The sequence below is a fragment of the Achromobacter sp. JD417 genome (assembly GCF_041879325.1).
Lineage (GTDB): Bacteria > Pseudomonadota > Gammaproteobacteria > Burkholderiales > Burkholderiaceae_B > Achromobacter > Achromobacter mucicolens.
In genome coordinates, this window is the sequence record NZ_CP087159.1 from 3,396,632 (window position 1) to 3,415,640 (window position 19,009).

The 19,009-nt window shown below is 61.3% G+C and carries 23 protein-coding genes and 1 pseudogene; 8 read left to right on the forward strand and 16 right to left on the reverse strand.

Annotated features, from left to right (window positions below; all coding sequences use genetic code 11):
• Nucleotides 1–83 precede the first annotated feature (83 nt).
• Nucleotides 84–848 (forward strand): IS6-like element IS6100 family transposase, encoded by a 765-nt coding sequence (locus tag LN047_RS15585; RefSeq protein ID WP_001389365.1) that lies wholly within the window; start codon nt 84–86, stop codon nt 846–848.
• 188 nt (nt 849–1,036) lie between these two features.
• Here the strand turns inward: LN047_RS15585 and LN047_RS15590 are convergent, their stop codons facing one another.
• Nucleotides 1,037–1,477, reverse strand: coding sequence for a carboxymuconolactone decarboxylase family protein (locus LN047_RS15590; RefSeq protein ID WP_071117966.1), 441 nt, complete (start codon nt 1,475–1,477; stop codon nt 1,037–1,039).
• A gap of 132 nt (nt 1,478–1,609) precedes the next feature.
• On the opposite strand from LN047_RS15590, the gene LN047_RS15595 reads away from it, so the two are divergent.
• From LN047_RS15595 to LN047_RS15615, 5 genes and pseudogenes are all read left to right on the forward strand, one after another.
• Nucleotides 1,610–2,374: an IS6-like element IS6100 family transposase gene (locus LN047_RS15595; RefSeq protein ID WP_001389365.1), complete on the forward strand. Its 765-nt coding sequence runs from the start codon at nt 1,610–1,612 to the stop codon at nt 2,372–2,374.
• Between the two features lie 290 nt (nt 2,375–2,664).
• Nucleotides 2,665–3,279 carry a recombinase family protein gene (locus LN047_RS15600; protein ID WP_000904906.1) on the forward strand — a complete coding sequence of 205 codons (615 nt, stop codon included), beginning with the start codon at nt 2,665–2,667 and terminating at the stop codon, nt 3,277–3,279.
• Nucleotides 3,280–3,344: 65 nt separating this feature from the next.
• The gene (aph(3'')-Ib, locus tag LN047_RS15605; RefSeq protein WP_001082319.1) at nt 3,345–4,148 is read left to right on the forward strand and encodes an aminoglycoside O-phosphotransferase APH(3'')-Ib; all 804 of its coding nucleotides are present in this window, start codon (nt 3,345–3,347) and stop codon (nt 4,146–4,148) included.
• A complete protein-coding gene (locus LN047_RS15610; protein ID WP_000480968.1) occupies nt 4,148–4,984 on the forward strand; it encodes an aminoglycoside O-phosphotransferase APH(6)-Id in 837 nt (278 codons plus the stop codon). The genes aph(3'')-Ib and LN047_RS15610 overlap by 1 nt, the downstream gene beginning before the upstream one ends.
• A 214-nt stretch (nt 4,985–5,198) precedes the next feature.
• Nucleotides 5,199–7,052 (forward strand): annotated as a pseudogene (locus LN047_RS15615) (Tn3-like element IS1071 family transposase); the annotation flags it as partial.
• A 144-nt stretch (nt 7,053–7,196) separates the two neighbouring features.
• On the opposite strand, the gene LN047_RS15620 reads toward LN047_RS15615, so the two are convergent.
• The 15 genes from LN047_RS15620 to LN047_RS15690 form a co-directional block, all read right to left on the reverse strand.
• Nucleotides 7,197–7,577: a hypothetical protein gene (locus tag LN047_RS15620; RefSeq protein WP_011655359.1), complete on the reverse strand. Its 381-nt coding sequence runs from the start codon at nt 7,575–7,577 to the stop codon at nt 7,197–7,199.
• A gap of 85 nt (nt 7,578–7,662) precedes the next feature.
• Nucleotides 7,663–8,160 carry an SAM-dependent methyltransferase gene (locus LN047_RS15625; RefSeq protein ID WP_011655360.1) on the reverse strand — a complete coding sequence of 166 codons (498 nt, stop codon included), beginning with the start codon at nt 8,158–8,160 and terminating at the stop codon, nt 7,663–7,665.
• 154 nt (nt 8,161–8,314) lie between these two features.
• Nucleotides 8,315–8,746: an OmpA family protein gene (locus LN047_RS15630; protein WP_001665065.1), complete on the reverse strand. Its 432-nt coding sequence runs from the start codon at nt 8,744–8,746 to the stop codon at nt 8,315–8,317.
• Between the two features lie 15 nt (nt 8,747–8,761).
• Entirely contained in the window at nt 8,762–9,397 is a 636-nt protein-coding gene (locus LN047_RS15635) for a TraX family protein (RefSeq protein ID WP_020423963.1), read from the reverse strand.
• Nucleotides 9,398–9,459: 62 nt separating this feature from the next.
• Nucleotides 9,460–9,726: a hypothetical protein gene (locus LN047_RS15640; protein WP_010890140.1), complete on the reverse strand. Its 267-nt coding sequence runs from the start codon at nt 9,724–9,726 to the stop codon at nt 9,460–9,462.
• A 28-nt stretch (nt 9,727–9,754) separates the two neighbouring features.
• A complete protein-coding gene (locus LN047_RS15645) occupies nt 9,755–10,390 on the reverse strand; it encodes a transglycosylase SLT domain-containing protein (protein ID WP_011114052.1) in 636 nt (211 codons plus the stop codon).
• 13 nt (nt 10,391–10,403) lie between these two features.
• The gene (locus LN047_RS15650) at nt 10,404–10,991 is read right to left on the reverse strand and encodes a TrbM/KikA/MpfK family conjugal transfer protein (RefSeq protein WP_010890138.1); all 588 of its coding nucleotides are present in this window, start codon (nt 10,989–10,991) and stop codon (nt 10,404–10,406) included.
• A gap of 17 nt (nt 10,992–11,008) precedes the next feature.
• Nucleotides 11,009–12,727 carry a P-type conjugative transfer protein TrbL gene (gene trbL, locus LN047_RS15655; RefSeq protein WP_011114051.1) on the reverse strand — a complete coding sequence of 573 codons (1,719 nt, stop codon included), beginning with the start codon at nt 12,725–12,727 and terminating at the stop codon, nt 11,009–11,011.
• A gap of 10 nt (nt 12,728–12,737) precedes the next feature.
• On the reverse strand, nt 12,738–12,965 hold the full coding sequence (gene trbK, locus LN047_RS15660; RefSeq protein ID WP_000644148.1) for an entry exclusion lipoprotein TrbK: 228 nt from the start codon (nt 12,963–12,965) through the stop codon (nt 12,738–12,740).
• Between the two features lie 9 nt (nt 12,966–12,974).
• Complete coding sequence (gene trbJ / locus LN047_RS15665; protein WP_105801496.1) at nt 12,975–13,742, reverse strand: P-type conjugative transfer protein TrbJ; 768 nt, start codon at nt 13,740–13,742, stop codon at nt 12,975–12,977.
• Nucleotides 13,743–14,006: 264 nt separating this feature from the next.
• Complete coding sequence (gene traJ, locus LN047_RS15670; RefSeq protein ID WP_014090304.1) at nt 14,007–14,378, reverse strand: conjugal transfer transcriptional regulator TraJ; 372 nt, start codon at nt 14,376–14,378, stop codon at nt 14,007–14,009.
• 293 nt (nt 14,379–14,671) lie between these two features.
• Nucleotides 14,672–14,959, reverse strand: a complete 288-nt coding sequence (locus LN047_RS15675) for a TraK family protein (RefSeq protein WP_186014898.1) — start codon at nt 14,957–14,959, stop codon at nt 14,672–14,674.
• A gap of 637 nt (nt 14,960–15,596) precedes the next feature.
• Entirely contained in the window at nt 15,597–16,466 is an 870-nt protein-coding gene (gene repC / locus LN047_RS15680) for a replication protein C, IncQ-type (RefSeq protein ID WP_105801539.1), read from the reverse strand.
• Nucleotides 16,456–17,334, reverse strand: a complete 879-nt coding sequence (locus LN047_RS15685) for a helicase RepA family protein (protein ID WP_105801540.1) — start codon at nt 17,332–17,334, stop codon at nt 16,456–16,458. Before LN047_RS15685 ends, repC begins: the two co-directional genes overlap by 11 nt.
• 15 nt (nt 17,335–17,349) lie before the next feature.
• Nucleotides 17,350–17,571, reverse strand: a complete 222-nt coding sequence (locus LN047_RS15690) for a hypothetical protein (RefSeq protein WP_031688685.1) — start codon at nt 17,569–17,571, stop codon at nt 17,350–17,352.
• A 91-nt stretch (nt 17,572–17,662) separates the two neighbouring features.
• Between LN047_RS15690 and LN047_RS15695 the strand changes: the two genes are divergently transcribed.
• Both LN047_RS15695 and LN047_RS15700 read left to right on the forward strand, forming a co-directional pair.
• Nucleotides 17,663–18,643: a LuxR family transcriptional regulator gene (locus LN047_RS15695; protein ID WP_334037354.1), complete on the forward strand. Its 981-nt coding sequence runs from the start codon at nt 17,663–17,665 to the stop codon at nt 18,641–18,643.
• Between the two features lie 79 nt (nt 18,644–18,722).
• Nucleotides 18,723–18,968 (forward strand): AlpA family transcriptional regulator, encoded by a 246-nt coding sequence (locus tag LN047_RS15700; RefSeq protein WP_015649464.1) that lies wholly within the window; start codon nt 18,723–18,725, stop codon nt 18,966–18,968.
• Nucleotides 18,969–19,009: the final 41 nt, after the last annotated feature.

The window sequence follows — 19,009 nt, forward strand, 5'->3', positions numbered from 1 at the left end:
GAAGGATGCGCTCGCCCTGGTGGGCTCTGTTGCAAAAATCGTGAAGCTTGAGCATGCTTGGCGGAGATTGGACGGACGGAACGATGACGGATTTCAAGTGGCGCCATTTCCAGGGTGATGTGATCCTGTGGGCGGTGCGCTGGTATTGTCGCTATCCGATCAGCTATCGCGACCTTGAGGAAATGCTGGCGGAACGCGGCATTTCGGTCGACCATACGACGATCTATCGCTGGGTCCAGTGCTACGCCCCGGAGATGGAGAAGCGGCTGCGCTGGTTCTGGCGGCGTGGCTTTGATCCGAGCTGGCGCCTGGATGAAACCTACGTCAAGGTGCGGGGCAAGTGGACCTACCTGTACCGGGCAGTCGACAAGCGGGGCGACACGATCGATTTCTACCTGTCGCCGACCCGCAGCGCCAAGGCAGCGAAGCGGTTCCTGGGCAAGGCCCTGCGAGGCCTGAAGCACTGGGAAAAGCCTGCCACGCTCAATACCGACAAAGCGCCGAGCTATGGTGCAGCGATCACCGAATTGAAGCGCGAAGGAAAGCTGGACCGGGAGACGGCCCACCGGCAGGTGAAGTATCTCAATAACGTGATCGAGGCCGATCACGGAAAGCTCAAGATACTGATCAAGCCGGTGCGCGGTTTCAAATCGATCCCCACGGCCTATGCCACGATCAAGGGATTCGAAGTCATGCGAGCCCTGCGCAAAGGACAGGCTCGCCCCTGGTGCCTGCAGCCCGGCATCAGGGGCGAGGTGCGCCTTGTGGAGAGAGCTTTTGGCATTGGGCCCTCGGCGCTGACGGAGGCCATGGGCATGCTCAACCACCATTTCGCAGCAGCCGCCTGATCGGCGCAGAGCGACAGCCTACCTCTGACTGCCGCCAATCTTTGCAACAGAGCCAGGACTGGTTCCAAATTCTGCCGCTATGGCGGGCAACATGGACTGGTTGAAGTACACGTTTGCCACAGTCAATGCGGACGCGACAGCCATTAGGCTTATCGCTAATCCGCTGAGCTGATCCTCGGACCTGATATTCATGCCTTGGCACCATCAGCGACCTGAGAGTGTGGCCCCAAGACTTGTGCCGCCGCCGAAATTGCGGCGAGTGCTGTGGGAACACCTGCAACAATCGCTACCTGGGTAAGAACGCCGAAAATCTGGTCTCGGGTTGCACCCGCGCGTACCGCAGTGGGGACATGAAATTTGATGACATCAATTCCCGTTGCGCCCAACGCCGCGCCGGCTGCGATGATAACGAGTTCCCGGGTTTTCAAATCCAAATCGGTGCGGCTGTATACATCGCCGAAGACCCACTCAATCACATAGCGACCAAAATCAGGCGAGCTATCCTTGAATCCATCAAGGTATGCCTCCGTGGGAATGCCGGTGACTGCGGCGAATGTAGCAGATCCCCTGGCGAAACGGTCCTTTGAGACCTCAGCAGGCAAAGCGACGCTGGAATTTACGACTGACATGCTCTATCTCCTCGTTTGCACTGCACCGTGCAGTCTCCAAAACATACATTGCACAGTGCAGTGCAGTCAAGGGCTCTGTTGCAAAAATCGTGAAGCTTGAGCATGCTTGGCGGAGATTGGACGGACGGAACGATGACGGATTTCAAGTGGCGCCATTTCCAGGGTGATGTGATCCTGTGGGCGGTGCGCTGGTATTGTCGCTATCCGATCAGCTATCGCGACCTTGAGGAAATGCTGGCGGAACGCGGCATTTCGGTCGACCATACGACGATCTATCGCTGGGTCCAGTGCTACGCCCCGGAGATGGAGAAGCGGCTGCGCTGGTTCTGGCGGCGTGGCTTTGATCCGAGCTGGCGCCTGGATGAAACCTACGTCAAGGTGCGGGGCAAGTGGACCTACCTGTACCGGGCAGTCGACAAGCGGGGCGACACGATCGATTTCTACCTGTCGCCGACCCGCAGCGCCAAGGCAGCGAAGCGGTTCCTGGGCAAGGCCCTGCGAGGCCTGAAGCACTGGGAAAAGCCTGCCACGCTCAATACCGACAAAGCGCCGAGCTATGGTGCAGCGATCACCGAATTGAAGCGCGAAGGAAAGCTGGACCGGGAGACGGCCCACCGGCAGGTGAAGTATCTCAATAACGTGATCGAGGCCGATCACGGAAAGCTCAAGATACTGATCAAGCCGGTGCGCGGTTTCAAATCGATCCCCACGGCCTATGCCACGATCAAGGGATTCGAAGTCATGCGAGCCCTGCGCAAAGGACAGGCTCGCCCCTGGTGCCTGCAGCCCGGCATCAGGGGCGAGGTGCGCCTTGTGGAGAGAGCTTTTGGCATTGGGCCCTCGGCGCTGACGGAGGCCATGGGCATGCTCAACCACCATTTCGCAGCAGCCGCCTGATCGGCGCAGAGCGACAGCCTACCTCTGACTGCCGCCAATCTTTGCAACAGAGCCCCCAAGGTCTTCATCACTCAGCGTATAGTGCTTGAGCAAATCCGTCTGTGAAGTCGGCAAGCGCAACAGCGCGTCTTTCTGCCGATCGGTTAGAGTGACGCGACGCGGCATACATGTTCCTTTTTCAAAATCTGATAGCGTTCAAGACGCTTTGTTTATGAAGCTGGTTGAGATACATTTCCAGAGGTCAATGCAATCGTGGCCGAAGCGCCGCCTCAAACCAACGTTTGTGATACATGCTGATCGGATATGCCCGCGTCTCCAAAGCCGATGGCTCGCAGTCTCTCGACCTGCAGCACGACGCCTTGCGCGCCGCAGGTGTCGAACGGGACAATATCTATGATGATCTTGCTTCCGGCGGTCGTGATGATCGCCCTGGCTTGACTGCCTGCCTCAAGTCATTGCGTGACGGCGATGTGCTGGTGGTCTGGAAGCTCGATCGCCTCGGACGATCGCTTGCCCATCTGGTCAACACGGTGAAGGAGCTGTCAGACCGCAAGATCGGCCTGCGGGTTCTGACTGGAAAGGGCGCTCAGATCGACACCACGACTGCGTCCGGTCGCATGGTGTTCGGAATCTTCGCCACCTTGGCCGAGTTCGAGCGGGATCTGATCCGAGAGCGCACCATGGCGGGTCTCGCCTCCGCGAGAGCGCGCGGTCGCAAGGGCGGACGAAAATTCGCGCTCACCAAAGCTCAGGTGCGTCTCGCGCAAGCCGCCATGGCCCAGCGCGATACTTCAGTTTCCGATCTCTGCAAGGAACTCGGCATCGAGCGCGTCACTCTCTACCGATATGTCGGTCCCAAAGGCGAGCTCAGAGACCATGGAAAGCATGTTCTCGGACTTACGTAGCAACTCGTTTCTTTTCGCAGGTTGAGCCACCTCCGCGCTTCATCAGAAAACTGAAGGAACCTCCATTGAATCGAACTAATATTTTTTTTGGTGAATCGCATTCTGACTGGTTGCCTGTCAGAGGCGGAGAATCTGGTGATTTTGTTTTTCGACGTGGTGACGGGCATGCCTTCGCGAAAATCGCACCTGCTTCCCGCCGCGGTGAGCTCGCTGGAGAGCGTGACCGCCTCATTTGGCTCAAAGGTCGAGGTGTGGCTTGCCCCGAGGTGATCAACTGGCAGGAGGAACAGGAGGGTGCATGCTTGGTGATAACGGCAATTCCGGGAGTACCGGCGGCTGATCTGTCTGGAGCGGATTTGCTCAAAGCGTGGCCGTCAATGGGGCAGCAACTTGGCGCTGTTCACAGCCTATCGGTTGATCAATGTCCGTTTGAGCGCAGGCTGTCGCGAATGTTCGGACGCGCCGTTGATGTGGTGTCCCGCAATGCCGTCAATCCCGACTTCTTACCGGACGAGGACAAGAGTACGCCGCAGCTCGATCTTTTGGCTCGTGTCGAACGAGAGCTACCGGTGCGGCTCGACCAAGAGCGCACCGATATGGTTGTTTGCCATGGTGATCCCTGCATGCCGAACTTCATGGTGGACCCTAAAACTCTTCAATGCACGGGTCTGATCGACCTTGGGCGGCTCGGAACAGCAGATCGCTATGCCGATTTGGCACTCATGATTGCTAACGCCGAAGAGAACTGGGCAGCGCCAGATGAAGCAGAGCGCGCCTTCGCTGTCCTATTCAATGTATTGGGGATCGAAGCCCCCGACCGCGAACGCCTTGCCTTCTATCTGCGATTGGACCCTCTGACTTGGGGTTGATGTTCATGCCGCCTGTTTTTCCTGCTCATTGGCACGTTTCGCAACCTGTTCTCATTGCGGACACCTTTTCCAGCCTCGTTTGGAAAGTTTCATTGCCAGACGGGACTCCTGCAATCGTCAAGGGATTGAAACCTATAGAAGACATTGCTGATGAACTGCGCGGGGCCGACTATCTGGTATGGCGCAATGGGAGGGGAGCAGTCCGGTTGCTCGGTCGTGAGAACAATCTGATGTTGCTCGAATATGCCGGGGAGCGAATGCTCTCTCACATCGTTGCCGAGCACGGCGACTACCAGGCGACCGAAATTGCAGCGGAACTAATGGCGAAGCTGTATGCCGCATCTGAGGAACCCCTGCCTTCTGCCCTTCTCCCGATCCGGGATCGCTTTGCAGCTTTGTTTCAGCGGGCGCGCGATGATCAAAACGCAGGTTGTCAAACTGACTACGTCCACGCGGCGATTATAGCCGATCAAATGATGAGCAATGCCTCGGAACTGCGTGGGCTACATGGCGATCTGCATCATGAAAACATCATGTTCTCCAGTCGCGGCTGGCTGGTGATAGATCCCGTCGGTCTGGTCGGTGAAGTGGGCTTTGGCGCCGCCAATATGTTCTACGATCCGGCTGACAGAGACGACCTTTGTCTCGATCCTAGACGCATTGCACAGATGGCGGACGCATTCTCTCGTGCGCTGGACGTCGATCCGCGTCGCCTGCTCGACCAGGCGTACGCTTATGGGTGCCTTTCCGCAGCTTGGAACGCGGATGGAGAAGAGGAGCAACGCGATCTAGCTATCGCGGCCGCGATCAAGCAGGTGCGACAGACGTCATACTAGATATCAAGCGACTTCTCCTATCCCCTGGGAACACATCAATCTTACCGGAGAATATCGTTGGCCAAAGCCTTAGCGTAGGATTTCGCCCTCTCCCGCAAACGACCCCGCAAAGCTAGCACTGGCGCGGGGGTGGTCTGGGTAGACCGTTGATTTCATTGACTTTCCTGTTCGCTTTGTAAACGGGTATGGTGGCCTCCCACTTTTGAGGTTCACGATGCAGGGTTGGCACACAACGTTTTTGGGGATGCGTGGGCTCCCCCGCGATATCAGCGACTTCGAGATGAAGGCATTTTTCACCTTCGATGGTGCCGAGCGCGACGCAATCAATGCACGCCGAGGTGATTCCCACAAGCTTGGTCTGGCGCTCCATATTGGTTTCCTGCGCATGAGTGGGCGTTTGCTCGGTGCCTTTCGGGTAATTCCAGTAGCCTTGTGGCGCCACCTTGGCAACGAGCTTGGCATTGCAGCACCAGAAGTCGCCTCGCTGAGAGCCATGTATGAACGCGGGCGCACGCTATTCGATCACCAACAAGTAGCCTGCACGGTCCTTGGATTCCAGTGGATGAGCGAGCACCAGCGCCGCTCACTGGTACGTGAACTGCGCGACGAAGTGGCGCGCTGCGCCGACCGCGATCAGCTACTCGTGCGGGCGCGTCAATGGCTGTACAAGAACAAGCTGGTGATCGTGCACGAGCGGGCAATTCGGACACTGATTGCGGCGGCACTTGCCCAGCTTGAAGTTGAAACAGGCACCGCCATCGCCGCCAGCGTTGATCCAGCAACACTTGATCGCTGGCGAGCCTCAGTTTCAGAGCTGCGCCCAGATGGACAAACCCAGCAGAGTTGGCTATGGGCTGCACCGGCGAAACACTCAACCCGCCAAATCAGCGAGGTACTGGAGCGCATCGACCTGCTTTACACGCTGGACGTTCATAAGCACCTGGCAGACATCCCCGATCTCATCTTGCGCCGCTACGCGCGCCGACTTGTCTCCAGGCCGCCCTCAGCCGGAGCCAAGATCAAAGAGCCAGCGCGCACCGTGGAGGTCGCATGCTTTCTTCGGTATTGCCTGTTCACCACCACAGACCAGTTGATCCTTATGGTGCAGCGCCGGATCGCCGATCTGTGGCGTCAGGCTGCCGCCGATGTCCCCGCTACCGTCAATTGGGCCGCAATGTACAAAACGCTGCTCGGCGAACTTGTTGCCTTGAGCGCGCAAGGTGCGGTGCCAGATGCTGAGTTGCGTGCCCGTCTTGAAGCCTTGATCACCGAAACCCAGAAACGCAAACCACCGAGCAGGGCCTCCCTGGTCCGCGAGGGATTGATTGATGGAATTCGCCCCGTGCGGTCGTTGCTCGTCGCCATTGCAAAGCTGCCCTGGCAGGCCACCGGCGAGCATCCTGCCATCGAGTACCTTGCCAAGCTGCAAGCTTTATATCTCAAAGGATCCAGAAAGCTGCCAGTTGAAGTGGTGGCACCAAGTCTGGGAATGATCTGGCAGGTTTCGATCTCCAGCCCAGACCGGGAACGGGCGTTTCAGGCGTTGGAGGTGGCCACCCTGTTTGCCCTGCGCCGCGCGGTGCGCAATGGCTCGGTCTGGATTGAGCACAGCCTGAGCTTTCGGGGTCGTGCGCGCTTGTTCTTCACGGACGAGCGTTGGCAGGCAGAGTCCAAGAAACACTATGCCCGTCTATCGTTACCCAGCAAGGCTGCCACTTTCTTGAAGCCTTTGCTGGCCAGAGTAACTGCCGGTGTCGATGCGGTGGCCGCTGCAGCCCGCAGTGGCGTACTGCGCGTGGATGATGAACTCCATTTGTCGCCATTGCCCGCAGAGGACGAAGACCCAGAAGTGACCAAGCTGCGCGCGGCTTTGGATCACCGCATCGGTGAGGTTCAATTGCCGGAAGTGATTCTGGCCGTTGACGCCCAGGTGCGCTTTAGCTGGATCATGCTCGGACGTGAGCCGCGCTCTACCGACGAGCTGCTGATGGTCTATGCCGGCATCATGGCCCACGGCACCAGTCTGACTGCGGTCGAATGCGCGCGCATGATTCCGCAGCAGAAGGCGGCGCGGCAGTGCTGCCTCAACTTCGGGTGTCACGTCTGTGCTCCTTGAAGAAGCGGCGCCGTCGGTCTGTGCCGGCGGCGCCGCCTTGAGAGGTCGTCCGGCGCACCCACGATCAGCGGGTGCACCTGCTGCTTAGCGCTGACTTCAGCTCAGTTCGCCGCCGAAGCGCTGCACGCCCTTGCCGGTGGCAAAGTTGTGCAGTCCGAAGCTCGGGAAGGTGCCGCGCAGGCCTTCGAACTTGCCGGTGGAATCGACCACCTTGTGCATGACGGTGAGCGAGACCTCGTCGATGCCCGGCACCTGGATGCCTGTGGCGGTGTCGACCGTCGAGATGCGGCTGCCGTCGCGGCTCATGAATTCATGAACCATCGTGAAGCTCGCGCGGCCGTCGACGAACTTGATTTCACTGGTGGCCTTGGCCCAGATCGGGCCGTCGAAGTCACCGTCGCCGGTGGCCAGGAAGGTTTCGATATGCGGCAGGTATTGCACGGCGGCGAAAGCGCCGATGCTGAGGGGCTTGGACATGATGCACTCCTAGGTTGGTGTTGGCCTGATGAATAGGCCGCGGGGACGGACGCTGCCGACGCTCGTCACGCCGGCAGCACCGGGATCACTTGCTGTTGCTCAGGCGGAAGCTGATCACCTTGGCAGCGTCCGTCTTGGAAGCGTTGACGACCTGCGTGTCGGGTGCGCTCTTGGGCTGATAGAACGTTTGACCCGTCAGATAGACGATCGGCGCTTCACCGCGCACTTTGACGCTGACCGCACCCTTGTCGTCGTATTCGTGGCGGTATAGCTTGCCGCCGCGCCGGCTGTCCATCACGTAGGGCGGATCGGCGTAGACGAACTCGGAGCCGGTGAACTGGTGGGACTCCAGCCAGGCCACGGCGTCGCCGTGGTGCAGCTCCAGGCCGGGCACGTCGAGCTGCTGCCAGACCTCGATCACCTCGGGATCAACGTCGATGCCGACGCTGCGGGCAGCGGGCCGCTTGCGCTCCAGGATGTTGCCGCCGCCCAGGTGCGTTTCGATGTACGTGTCGTGAGGCGGGATGTTGTTGATGATCGTCTGGTAGACGCCGGCACCGCCCTTGCCGCCGGGGTATCTCATGGCCTTCTTCCTGGAGTAAATCGGGACTTGGCCAGCATCGTCAGAAATGGCGATGCTGTCAAGGGAAGCCGGCCGGGCCTGCATCGTCAGAGCCGACGATGCGAAGCTGCTGGAGCGTCCTGCAGCACCGCCAGGAATGGCGATGCCGGATCGCTCAGTAGGTGGGGATGTAGACCACCTCAATGTCCACGCGCTGGTTCTCGCGCCGGCCCTCGGCCGTCGAGTTGTCTGCCACGAAATCGGCGGCCGATGCGAAGTTCACCATGATCTTGAGCGGCGAGACGCCGCGCGCCACCAAGTACGACCTGGCCGAGAGCGCACGGCGTAGTGCAAGGGCCTCATCGGCCGCGCTGGGCCGTAGTGTGCTGGTGCGCCCGCTGATGTAGATGATCGCCGCATTCCTAGCGTCGGCCAGCAGCTCCAGGGCCTCTGGCGTCGGCTGGAATGTCGCGCTGCTGTCGGGGAAGGACACCGATACGCCGGACTTGATCGGCGTGCCGAAGTTGCCGGCGTCGCCGGCGGCCAGTGCGCTTTGCGCGCTGACCAGGAACGCCAGAGAGAGGGCCAGAAGAACGGGTTTTCGCATGGGGCAGGACTCCAATCAGAAGAACAGGTAGCCGGCCTTGCTCATGGGGATGCGGATCAACCAGAGCGAGGCCAGGTGCAGCGGGTAATAGGCGTAGAAGGCCCAGCGCAGGCGCGGCACGCGCACATCCACCCGCGAGGCCAGGAAGAGCACCGGCAGGGCTGCCAAGGCCCACAGGTTGCGATTGACGAACCACAGGGCCGCGCAGGCCAGCACCGCGACCGCCGCGGCGGCCCAGCTCGGCCGGCGCGTGTACGACCACACCGCCAGGCCGAAAGCCACGGCCGGCCACCAATATTCGACCGAGCTGCCGCCGACCAGGAACACCACGCCGGCGGCCGCCAGGTGCAGCTTGCCGCCACGTTCGACCAGGTAAGCCGTGGCCGTGACGACCAGCAGCGTGAACATCACGTTGAGCGGCCACCAACCGGCGTACAGGCCGCCGAGGGCCACGAAGGGCACGGAGGCCAGCGCGCCGAACATCGCCAGGCGCGACATGGTGCGGCCGTACACGCCGCGTTCGAGCGTGCCCGGCCGGGCCAGGTTGTAGGCCAGGACGAACACGAAAAGGGGGAGCGCCACGCGGCCGGCCTCGAACAGCACCGGCAGCGTCGCGTTGAACAGGTACTTGTTGACGTGATCGCCGGTCATGAGAACCAGTGCGAGCCACTTCAACGCTTCGACGGTTCCATCAGGAATCCGCAGGGCCTTCATCAGCGCCGGCCCCCGCGAATCGCGTAGGCGCGCAGCACCAGGAAGATGATGTAGAGCGCTGGCAGTGAGAGCACGAAGGCGATGGGCTTGCCGATCCACGCCGGCAGCGCCCACAGCAGAAGGCCCAAGGCGAAGATCGGGCCGAGGCCCAGCAGAAGCAAATCGAGCTGGTTCTTGGCCTGTCCTTCCGCCCACTTGCAATAGGCTTGAAGCAACCGGCCGACGCCCAGCGTGTACCGCATCATGAAGGCGTGGAATTTGTCCATGTTTAGCCGCTAAATCGGAAGAGCCGGCCTACTCGGCCGACCCCTCGCGTGAAGTGTTGAAAGACACCGTGCGGGGCACGTAGCCGGCCACCGACACGCTGCGAGCTGCTGCGGCCGCTGGGGCGGCCTGCTGGGGTGCTGGTGCCGGCCTGGCCGCCGGCGTCGCCCGCTGGGCCACCGTCGCGGGCTGGCTGGGCGTCGAGGGCGTGGCCCCGGCCTTCGTCACGTCAAGCGTGACGAACCGAGCTTCGAGCCAATCGGCCCACTTCGACGCCTTGCGCATCAAGTCGGCCCGGTACACCGCGTTGTACTGCGGCGTGCGCGAGTGGTAGTTCGCCGCCTTCGTCCAGAGGTCGCCCTTGTCGTTGCGGATGTGCATCCGCAGCCGCCAGGCGGCCAGGTCGAACGAGTAGCAGCCGGCAGCCGCCACATCGTTCGCCGTGATGCCGTATCGGGCCAGGTCGCCCAGGTACGCGGTGTTGAACTGCATCGGGCCAACGTCATGCGTGCCATTCGAGTTGCGCACCCACTGGCCCGGCTTGCCGCCCTCTTTCTCGGCGACGGCCAACACGATGTTGACCGGCACCTCGTACTTGACGGCGGCCGAGATCGAGCAGACGACGCGCTCCTGGAGCTGCGGCGGCAGATCGGCGAAGAACGGCATGCCCTCCCCTCCCTCAGTTCAGCCAGGACTGACGGCGGCGCTCTTCGTCCTCGCGCCGGATGCGTTCGTTGTACTCGGCCAAGGCGCGGTCATAGTCGCGCGCTTCGACCCAATACCCGCCCCGCTCTGGCGTCCCGACATAGCGCGGCAGCGTGCCGCTGCTGGCGAAGTCGGTGTAGGCGTGGCCGGTGTAGGCCCCGCAGTAGTCAGGCAACTGGTTGCTGATGTACGTGCGCCCATCGTCGTAGCCGCCCGTCCACATCACCAACGTCGAGTTCAGCGACTGCGCGTCGCAACGGCCAGCGCCGCGCGAGATCGCCGACACGAGCGACTGCATTTCCGGCGTCTGGCTCGCCACCGGGCAAAGCTGGAGGAAGTTCAGGCGGGCGCGGATCGTGTCCGACAGCTTGCGCTTCGTGATGTTGAAGTACCGCGACAGCGACGGCGTGCATTCGCTCGGGCGCGTGCCCGACGACAGGCACAGGATCGCCTCGCAGGCCAGGCGCGTGTCGCCGGTCAGCACGTCTTGCGCGCTGGCCGTGCCGGCGGTCGATCCGAGGGCTGCCACGAGGGCGGCCAGGGCAAACAGTTTCTTCTTCATGGTTGGACTCTCCTTGGTTACGCAGTTGTGCCGTCGCGGCCTTGCTCGCGGTTGGCGAACGCAGCTACTTCGGACTCGGGATCGGCATCGGCGGGGCCGCCTGCCAGGCTGTTGTCGCCGAAGCTCGGCGCGGGCTGCTGGTCGGGCACGTCGATGTTCTCGGCCGTGCCGCTTCCTTGCGCCTTGATCGCGGCGGCGATCTTTCCGCCAGTGGTGTCGGCGATCCGCTCGGCTGCGGCTTCGCGCAGGCTCGCGGCTTTGGCCTTGGCAACATCGGCGGTTCCCTTCGCCAAGTTCGCGCCGGCGTCGGCGGCGATGCGGCCGGCCGTGCCGAGGGCCGATGCGGCCGATGCGAGCAAGCCGGGGCCGGTGCTGCCCGGTGCGGCCTGCTGCCCTTGCCCTGCCCCGCCGGCGGGCTTGGGTTCGTTCTTGGCGGCCTTGTCGGCACTGCTGCCGGTGCTGGCCGTCGAGCTGCTGCCCTGGCCGCCGGCGTCGGCTTTGCCGCCGCCCTTATCGCCGCCCTTCGAGCTGCCCGAGCTGCTGCCGGTCGAGGGGCTGCCGCCACCCGACGAAGAGCCACCGCCGGAGCTGCCGCTAAAGCCCGCAGCCTGAGCGAAGGGCGTGCTGCCGGTGCCGGCGTCGCCGCCGCCGCCCGCACCGCCGCCCGAGCTGCCGCCGCCCGAGAAGGCCGACATAACGTCCGTGCCTGCCGACACGTTCTCATTGGCCTTCGAGAAGGCGGCCATGACGGCAGAGGCACCACCGGCGGCCGAGGCTGCGCCGGCGGCCAGAGCGGCGCCGCCGGTCGCGGCCGCTGCTGCTGCCATGCCTGCGGCACCCAACGCAGCGCCTGCACCGAACTGGCCGATGCCGGCACCGCCCACGCTCGCGCCGGTGATGATCCCGGCGATGAGCGGCGGAATCTTGTTGACCAACGCCAAGAGGATGATGACGACGATCAGCATCACGCCCATTTCCTTGAGGCTGATGCCGGCGCTCATGCGCGAGTAGTAGTCATCGAGGAAGGTCTTGCCGATGCCCACCAGGAGCACCATTGCGAAGAGCTGCGCGGCCACGCCCAGGACGACCTTGTAGTAGTTGATCGCCATGTCGGAAGTCCAGCGCGAACCACCGAAGCCGAGGAAGAACACGCCGCCGTAGGCGAGCACCCAGCCCGACGCGAGCAGCAGAAGCATATTCACACCGACCAGGGCCAGGATGACCAGGATCGCCACGGCCATGAGGATGCCGGCCATGCTGTCCACCGGCGACCACACCGAGGACTGATCCATCACCTTGTCGAAGATCGCAAAGCCCACGTCCACGATGCCCGAGGGCGACAGAGCATTGCCCAGGCCCGTCGCGTTGCCGGCGAGCTGCCGCAACGACGCATAGATGGACGAGGCGAAGTTAGGGCCGTTGGTCAGCGCCCACCAGAAGAAGCCGGTAAAGATCGTGAAGCGGACGAACTCCGCGAAGAACTCGCCAATGTCGGCCTTGCGCAAGGCCATCATGCCGAACGTCCAGACCATCGAGATCACAACCAGCGTCCAGAAGAGCCAGGTTGCGGCCGTGGTGATGACACCGGCCCAGCCGCTCGCGGCGGCCTGGTAGCGATCCAGCACGCTATCGAACACGCCGGCGTTGTCGATGGCCGCGTGGGCATCGACCGCGAAGAACGCCAGCCAGACGAACAGCGGCAGGGCGAGGGTTTTTAGATTGGCTGGCATTCTCATCGTCAGCACCTCACCATTCGCGTTTCGGGCTGGGCTTGAAATCCCCACCACGACGCAAGCACAGCGACGAAAAAGCCTGCTGGACGCCCTTGTCCTCGATCTTGGCGATGTTCTCGGGCTTGCAGTTCTCGTCGTTCACTTCCGGCATGGGGGCCGTGGCCGGCTTGTTGTCGCAGCCGGCGACCAAGGCCGCCACGAGGGCGGCCGAGGCCAAGGACAGAGCCTTGATTGCTTTCATGAATCCCCCTTACCAGGTGCGCGCCGGGCTGGCCCGGTAGCTGCCCTGGCGCAGTTGTGCGGCCGCTGCCGCCTGCTGGGCTTCCTTGTCGGCGTCGGCCTGCATCTTGGTTGCCATCGCGTTCTGCTGCGCGATCAGCAGGCCACGAATCTGCAAGAGCTGGTTGGCCTGCTGGCTGGCGAGCTGGTTGGCGTAGCCGATGGCCTGCATTTGGCCCTGCGCGCCCTGCGCTGCCGATTGAAGACGCTGCAACGTCGCTGCATCGGCCGTGAGATTCGTTTGCTGCCTATCGAGGCCCTTGAACAAGGCATCGTTGGCCTTCTTCTGCGACTCGCTCGCGAGCTGGGCCACATTCCGAAGTGCTGCGCGTTCCGCGTCGGAGCACCCTGCCGCCGTAAAGCACGGCGAGTTCTTGTAGTAGTTCACGTCCTGGAACTTGCCGATGTAGCTGTCCAGGCTGCCGAGCTGCGTCTTGTAGTAGTCCAGCGTGTTGACCGCGTTCATCAGCCCGTTGATGGTGGACTGCGCCTGATCCCAGATATACGCGGCCGGAGCCATCGTATTCTGGAGCTGGTTTTGATACTGCTGGAGCTGGGTGCTGTACTGCTCAATTTGCTTGAGCGTTTGGGCCACCGATTCGATGGCCGTCATGATGTTCTGCGACAGGTTGGTGCCGTCGATGACGGGGATACCCGCCTGCACAGGCGTGATGACGATGCTGCCGGCCAGAACGGCGGCGAGCGCGGTTTTAGCCGCTAAAAAACGGACGTGCTTCATGGTCGCAATCTCCATTCGATGAAAGGAAGGCAATGCCTTGACCAAGCTCGCGCTTGCCCACGGCAAGGTTTCATCGAAGAGCTACGCCACTAGCTAATCGGTATCGCCCTTGGCACTGAGGCCCGGACTTCAGTGTTTCTGTTCTCGGCCCTTATGGGTGTCTCTGGCCTTATGCGTCCTCCCAAGTGTTGATAACGGCCAGGCCGGCGGCCCGGAAGAGGTTTGTGTCGCGTGCAGCACACCGCAATTTAGCGGCTAAAACTCTCATGATTCGGCCCTCGGCTGCACCACCGACTTCATGAGCCGGCTCATTTCGTCCTGGGTTGCCTCAATCCGACCCAGCAGAGCGAGGATCGTGTCATCGCCGAAGCGGGCTGTGCGCGGGTCGTCGGTGAGCCAAAGCTTGAGCAAGCCGCCCAGCCGGCCAAGGTCGCCATTCACGCGCACCAGCTCGCGCACGTACTCGTAATCCATGACGCCCTTGATCTGGTAGCCCTGGCCCACGTCGCGCAGGTAGCGCGCAACGCTGATCCCCGCCCTCTTGGCGTTCGCCTCGATCAGTTCACGCTCTTCGGGAAGGCAGTACACCTTGATGGGCGGGCTGCTCTTCCGCGTAACTCTCTTCTCGTCGTCCATTCATTCTCCAACCGGCGGTAGCCGGCAGCCTCGCAGAGCAGGATGCCCCGTTGAGCGCCCCCGGCGCGAATAAGGGGACGTGAAGAAGGACAACCCGCTTGCGGGTGGGCCTACTTCACACATCCTGCCCGCATAACGGCGTTGATTACTCCAAGGAAAGTCCGCGTCCGGCACCGCAAATCTTTCGCGGAAACCGCACGTTTGGAACGCAACAGCGCGAAAATGAACAGTAATGGCCGGTTTCCGCATGGTTTCCGTGCGCTTGCAGCGATCCATTTGCGTATCGCAGCGATTCATTCCGCCGCTTGTTGCGGTTGAGTTATGGGATTTTCGGAACCAGCCGGCGCGTTGGTGATGTGCCGATGGACGTACTTCAGGAAAGTCTCATAGCGAAACGGAATGCGCCCGATCTCGTGCATGTGCTCCCAGATGATCTTTAGCGCAAAGCCTGCGGCCATTGCTTCCATCACGTCCGAGCGCGCCGCCATGAACGCGGGCAAGTAGTCCTTCCGCTTCAGCCGCCCGGTTTGCTGCGCGCGCATGAGCCGCGCGGCCAGTTCCTGTTCAATCTTTGTCGCCATGTCCGTAAACCTCCGTTATCAACTGAACTACTCCGAAGGTTACGGATTGGCAGCCTGCGCAACATTCCAATAATTGGCCAAACTGGTTGACATGAAGCGAGTAACGCAAGCACGTCTATCGAAACCGCGATAGGCACCACTCAGATTCAGCACCACGGAAAAGTTGAACGCCAAAAAAGGGGCCGAAAGATTGCCTGGCAGCTTGCTGCCCCTCAAGAGTCAATGCTCAGCCGGCCGCAATCGTCGGAACGGAGACAATGGCCAGCCTCGCCGAAAATGACGATGCTGCAGCTTGGTGGGCGCGCCAAAAAAAGTGGGGCATATGTGACCGTGGCACCGAATAGAACTTTTGTATGTTGTAGCGCGCTACAACATACAACATACAACGTCAGTCCATTGACACTTGAGGGGCGTAGCGTTTTAGCCGCTAAAAAAGGACCGACCGGAGCTGACCACCCTTCTGGCGTACAACTCAACGGCCGAAGGCCGACCATCGGCAAGGGCTTGGCGTCGCCCTACAGGGCGGCGGCAAATGCCGCGCCTAGTGGATGATCTTGGAAGATCATGGATGGAATTTTCGAACTGGCCGCAAGCCCGCGCCGTTACTGTGTTTTCCAGTTTTTGGCGGGGAACGTTGCTACGGGTGAAGGGGAACGTTGCTACGGAGATTGGGGAACGTTACTACGGGCTTCGGCCTCCCGATTTCCCACTTCCCTTCCGCATATTCGCTCACCTTCCAGCCCACGGCAGCAAGCTCGGTCAGAGCCTTGCGGGCCTTCTGACGGCGCTTCTTCATGGCCTCAGCGTTCGCTTCGTCCGGCCAAACGTAACCGGAAAGGGTATCCAGTTCCACGCGGCCGGCTTTGCCAGGATCGATCCAGCCGCATAGTCGTTGGTGAATCAGGCGGGCCGGATCGGTTTGTAGCGCCCGCACCTCGGCCATCTCAATGCGGGTATACGGACGCCGCCCAAGAATCGCCTCTGCAATCTGAGGATTCAGCGCGACGAATAGCCGTCCGTCCTCCTCATCGAAGGCATAGCTCATCAAGTGAAAAGACCGTTGCCTGCTCCCTTTGGTGACTACCACTGTCACGTTTGCCATGCGCAGCAAGCACGCCTTGATCGCCCTGATATTGTCGCCGCCATCGGTCAAGCCGATCTCGCTTAGTAGGCTGGTCATACTCTCTCTCACGACAAGCGCATCCTGCCCTACCGCGTCAAATTTTGGCTCAAGGAATAGACGGAGCTGCTTCGGTAAGTCTGCTGTTGGCTCCGGCGTCAGGATAATGCCTTTCGGCCCGCCAAGAGCCACCAGACCTTGCAGCAGCCGCATGTCATCGGCACCGAGCGGCTCAAAGCCGACGAACCGCGCTTGTTCATTCTCGGCGTAGTGATACGTCACATCGAGCTTGAGTTTCTTCCGTTCTCCGCGTTTGAGACTGCGGAACAAGCCGGGGACCAAGCAGTGCATTGGATCGTGCCTGGCATGGGTGAGGTCAAAAGCCATCGCTTCGCCTCCGGCCATCGCATCCCTTCTCCTCATTCCTGCGGGCCTCATGCAGTTCCACTGGCACCAGTACGCCGCCGGAGTGCCGCATGTACCAGCGATCAAGCGGCGTGGCGTCGTAGTTCTGCTTGCTGACGCCGAAACGCACGAAGTAGCTGCGGCGCTCATTACCGATGGGCTGCCGGTCGTGGGGGCGGTCGCTGAGGCGCTTTGCCTCATCCTCGGTCATGCGAGCGACGTAACCACACCACCTGGCGTTGTCGATCAACGCCGATGCGCCACGCGCAGCCTGCTGCTGGTCGGTTTGCCCTTCGCGGGCGCTTCCCTTGCTGACGTGGTGTAGGTAGAGCACGGATGCGCCCGTGGTGGCCGCAACGTGCTCCAACACGGCCACGAGGTGGGCCATGTTGCCGTTGCTGTTCTCATCGAGGGCGTGAATACGGCTCAGGGTATCCAGCACAATCAGCCTCGCCCCGGCACCGTCCTCAATGACGCGGCGCAGGTGAGCCTTGTTCATGATGTCCATGCGCTTGCCCATGATCGGCTCAAGCACCAAGTTCTCTGCGATGGCTTGGCGAGCTGCGTGCCCGAGGTGCTGGCCGATGGCGTGAACGCGCCGCACAAGCGCGGGCGGTGGGTCTTCCCCGGCCAGATAGACCACGCGCCCGGAATGTGCGGGGGCAAGGCCCACGAGGTCGCCACCCGGAACGCTGCATGCGATGCTCATGGCCGCTTCTAGCGCCCAGAAACTCTTGCCCGTAGCCCCTGGGGCGACGAGCGCGCCGACCGTTCCCGCCAGGAAGCCAGGCCATAAGAAGTCCAGCACCGGCGGTTCGTGCTCAAACGCCGCCAGTACATCAATCGCCATGACGCTGTTCCCCGCTCAGTACAGGGACTCGTCGCTCAACACCTCGGCGATCTGCGAGGTTCGGAAGTAGACCCGCCGGCCGATCTTCAAGCGGGCCTTGTTGATTCGCTGCGCCCACTCGTTCGTTGCGCGCAAGCTGATCCGCAGTCCATCAGGCGAGCGATCAAGGACAGTGGCGAGCTGCGCGATGCTTAGCAGTGGGCCGAAGCGTTGCAGCAGCGTGTCTTCTATCGTCATTGCGTAAACCTCCGTTATCAACTGAATTGCTACGAAGGTTAGGTGCTATTGGGGGTTGCCTACATCTTATTAATTGTCCAAAATGGTTGACATGAAGAATGGCCCAATCATCGTTATCTGGGAAGGTTGCGACCCCACCGTCTCGGAAGCCATCCGGCAGTTTCAGGATCGCTGGCGGCCGTACTCCGCATCCTCGCGGCGCTATCCCATCGTGCGATTGATACAGGAACTGATCGATCCCGCCGTGGCCGCCTACATGGCAGCCCTTCCTGTGCGCTATTCGGGCCACGTCCCCGGCGCCGGCACGGGAGTGAGCTTCAGCGCGATCATTCGACTGGTGGGGCTTGATGCGATGGTTCGCTTGCAGCGGCAATTGCTGCGCGCGTTCGTTCTCACGGAAGATCGACAGTCTGCGAGAGATCAGCGTTTTGTCGCAACGCTGGAATCACTGATCGAACTGGTGTGGGACTGTGCCTGCAAACGACCAACCAAGTCACAGGTGCGCGACACCCGCCTGAATGGTGAACGTCAGCAGGGCTTCTGCCGGTTTTGCGGAGCACTCGCCGAGTTGACCTCGTTCGCCGGTGGGAGCGATGACCCAAAGGCTGACGACCCCGAGGAGAAACTTCGACTCAGCAGCCTGTACTGCCTGGATCACCGGCCCAAATTGCCGAATGGCGCATGGAATCCCTCATACAGACAAGCAAGACGCTCACTCGCGCAGTTCGATCTCGAACTTGCCAGGCTCAGCCAGCAGTGCGCAAAGCCAGCTACGCCTCAAGTGAAATCGGGCGATCAACTGGTTGACAGCTACTTCTTCCACTACGTCGCCGGCCAAACCTTTCAGCCAGCAGACAAAGCGGAGTTGCGCAATCAAGCGCGGCTCATGGTGGACTCGAAGCTGTCAGACCGCAAAAAACAGATGCTGATGCTCCAGTGGTCTGGGCTCAACCAGTCGGAGATTGCGCGAAAGCTAGGTATAGAACGCCAAGCCGTATCGAAGGCACTGGCGTCGATCCCTGCGATGTTCCACTTGAGTTCAAAGTCGCGCTCGCGGCGTCAACCAAATTGACCAACTAATAGGACGAAACAATCCGCATTCACAGGCACCATCAGGCACATATTCGCAAGTGACTGAAAGAGGCCAAGGGATGCAGACAACGACAAGTAAGACGCTCATCAACCGCAAGAAGCTACTGGCGATGATCCCGCTGTCTGAGCGCACGATTTTCAATATGGAGCAGCGCGGGGAGTTTCCGCGTCGCATTGCGCTCACCAGCCGAAACGTCGCCTGGGACTTGGCCGAGGTCGAGGAATGGATCGAGGCGCGCAAGGCATCGGGCACTCAGGCCATGCGTCCCGGCTTCACCCCGTCGGTCGCAGCAGCCACTTTTTAGCGGCTAAAACGCAGCGCCCCTCAAGTGTCAATGAAACCCGG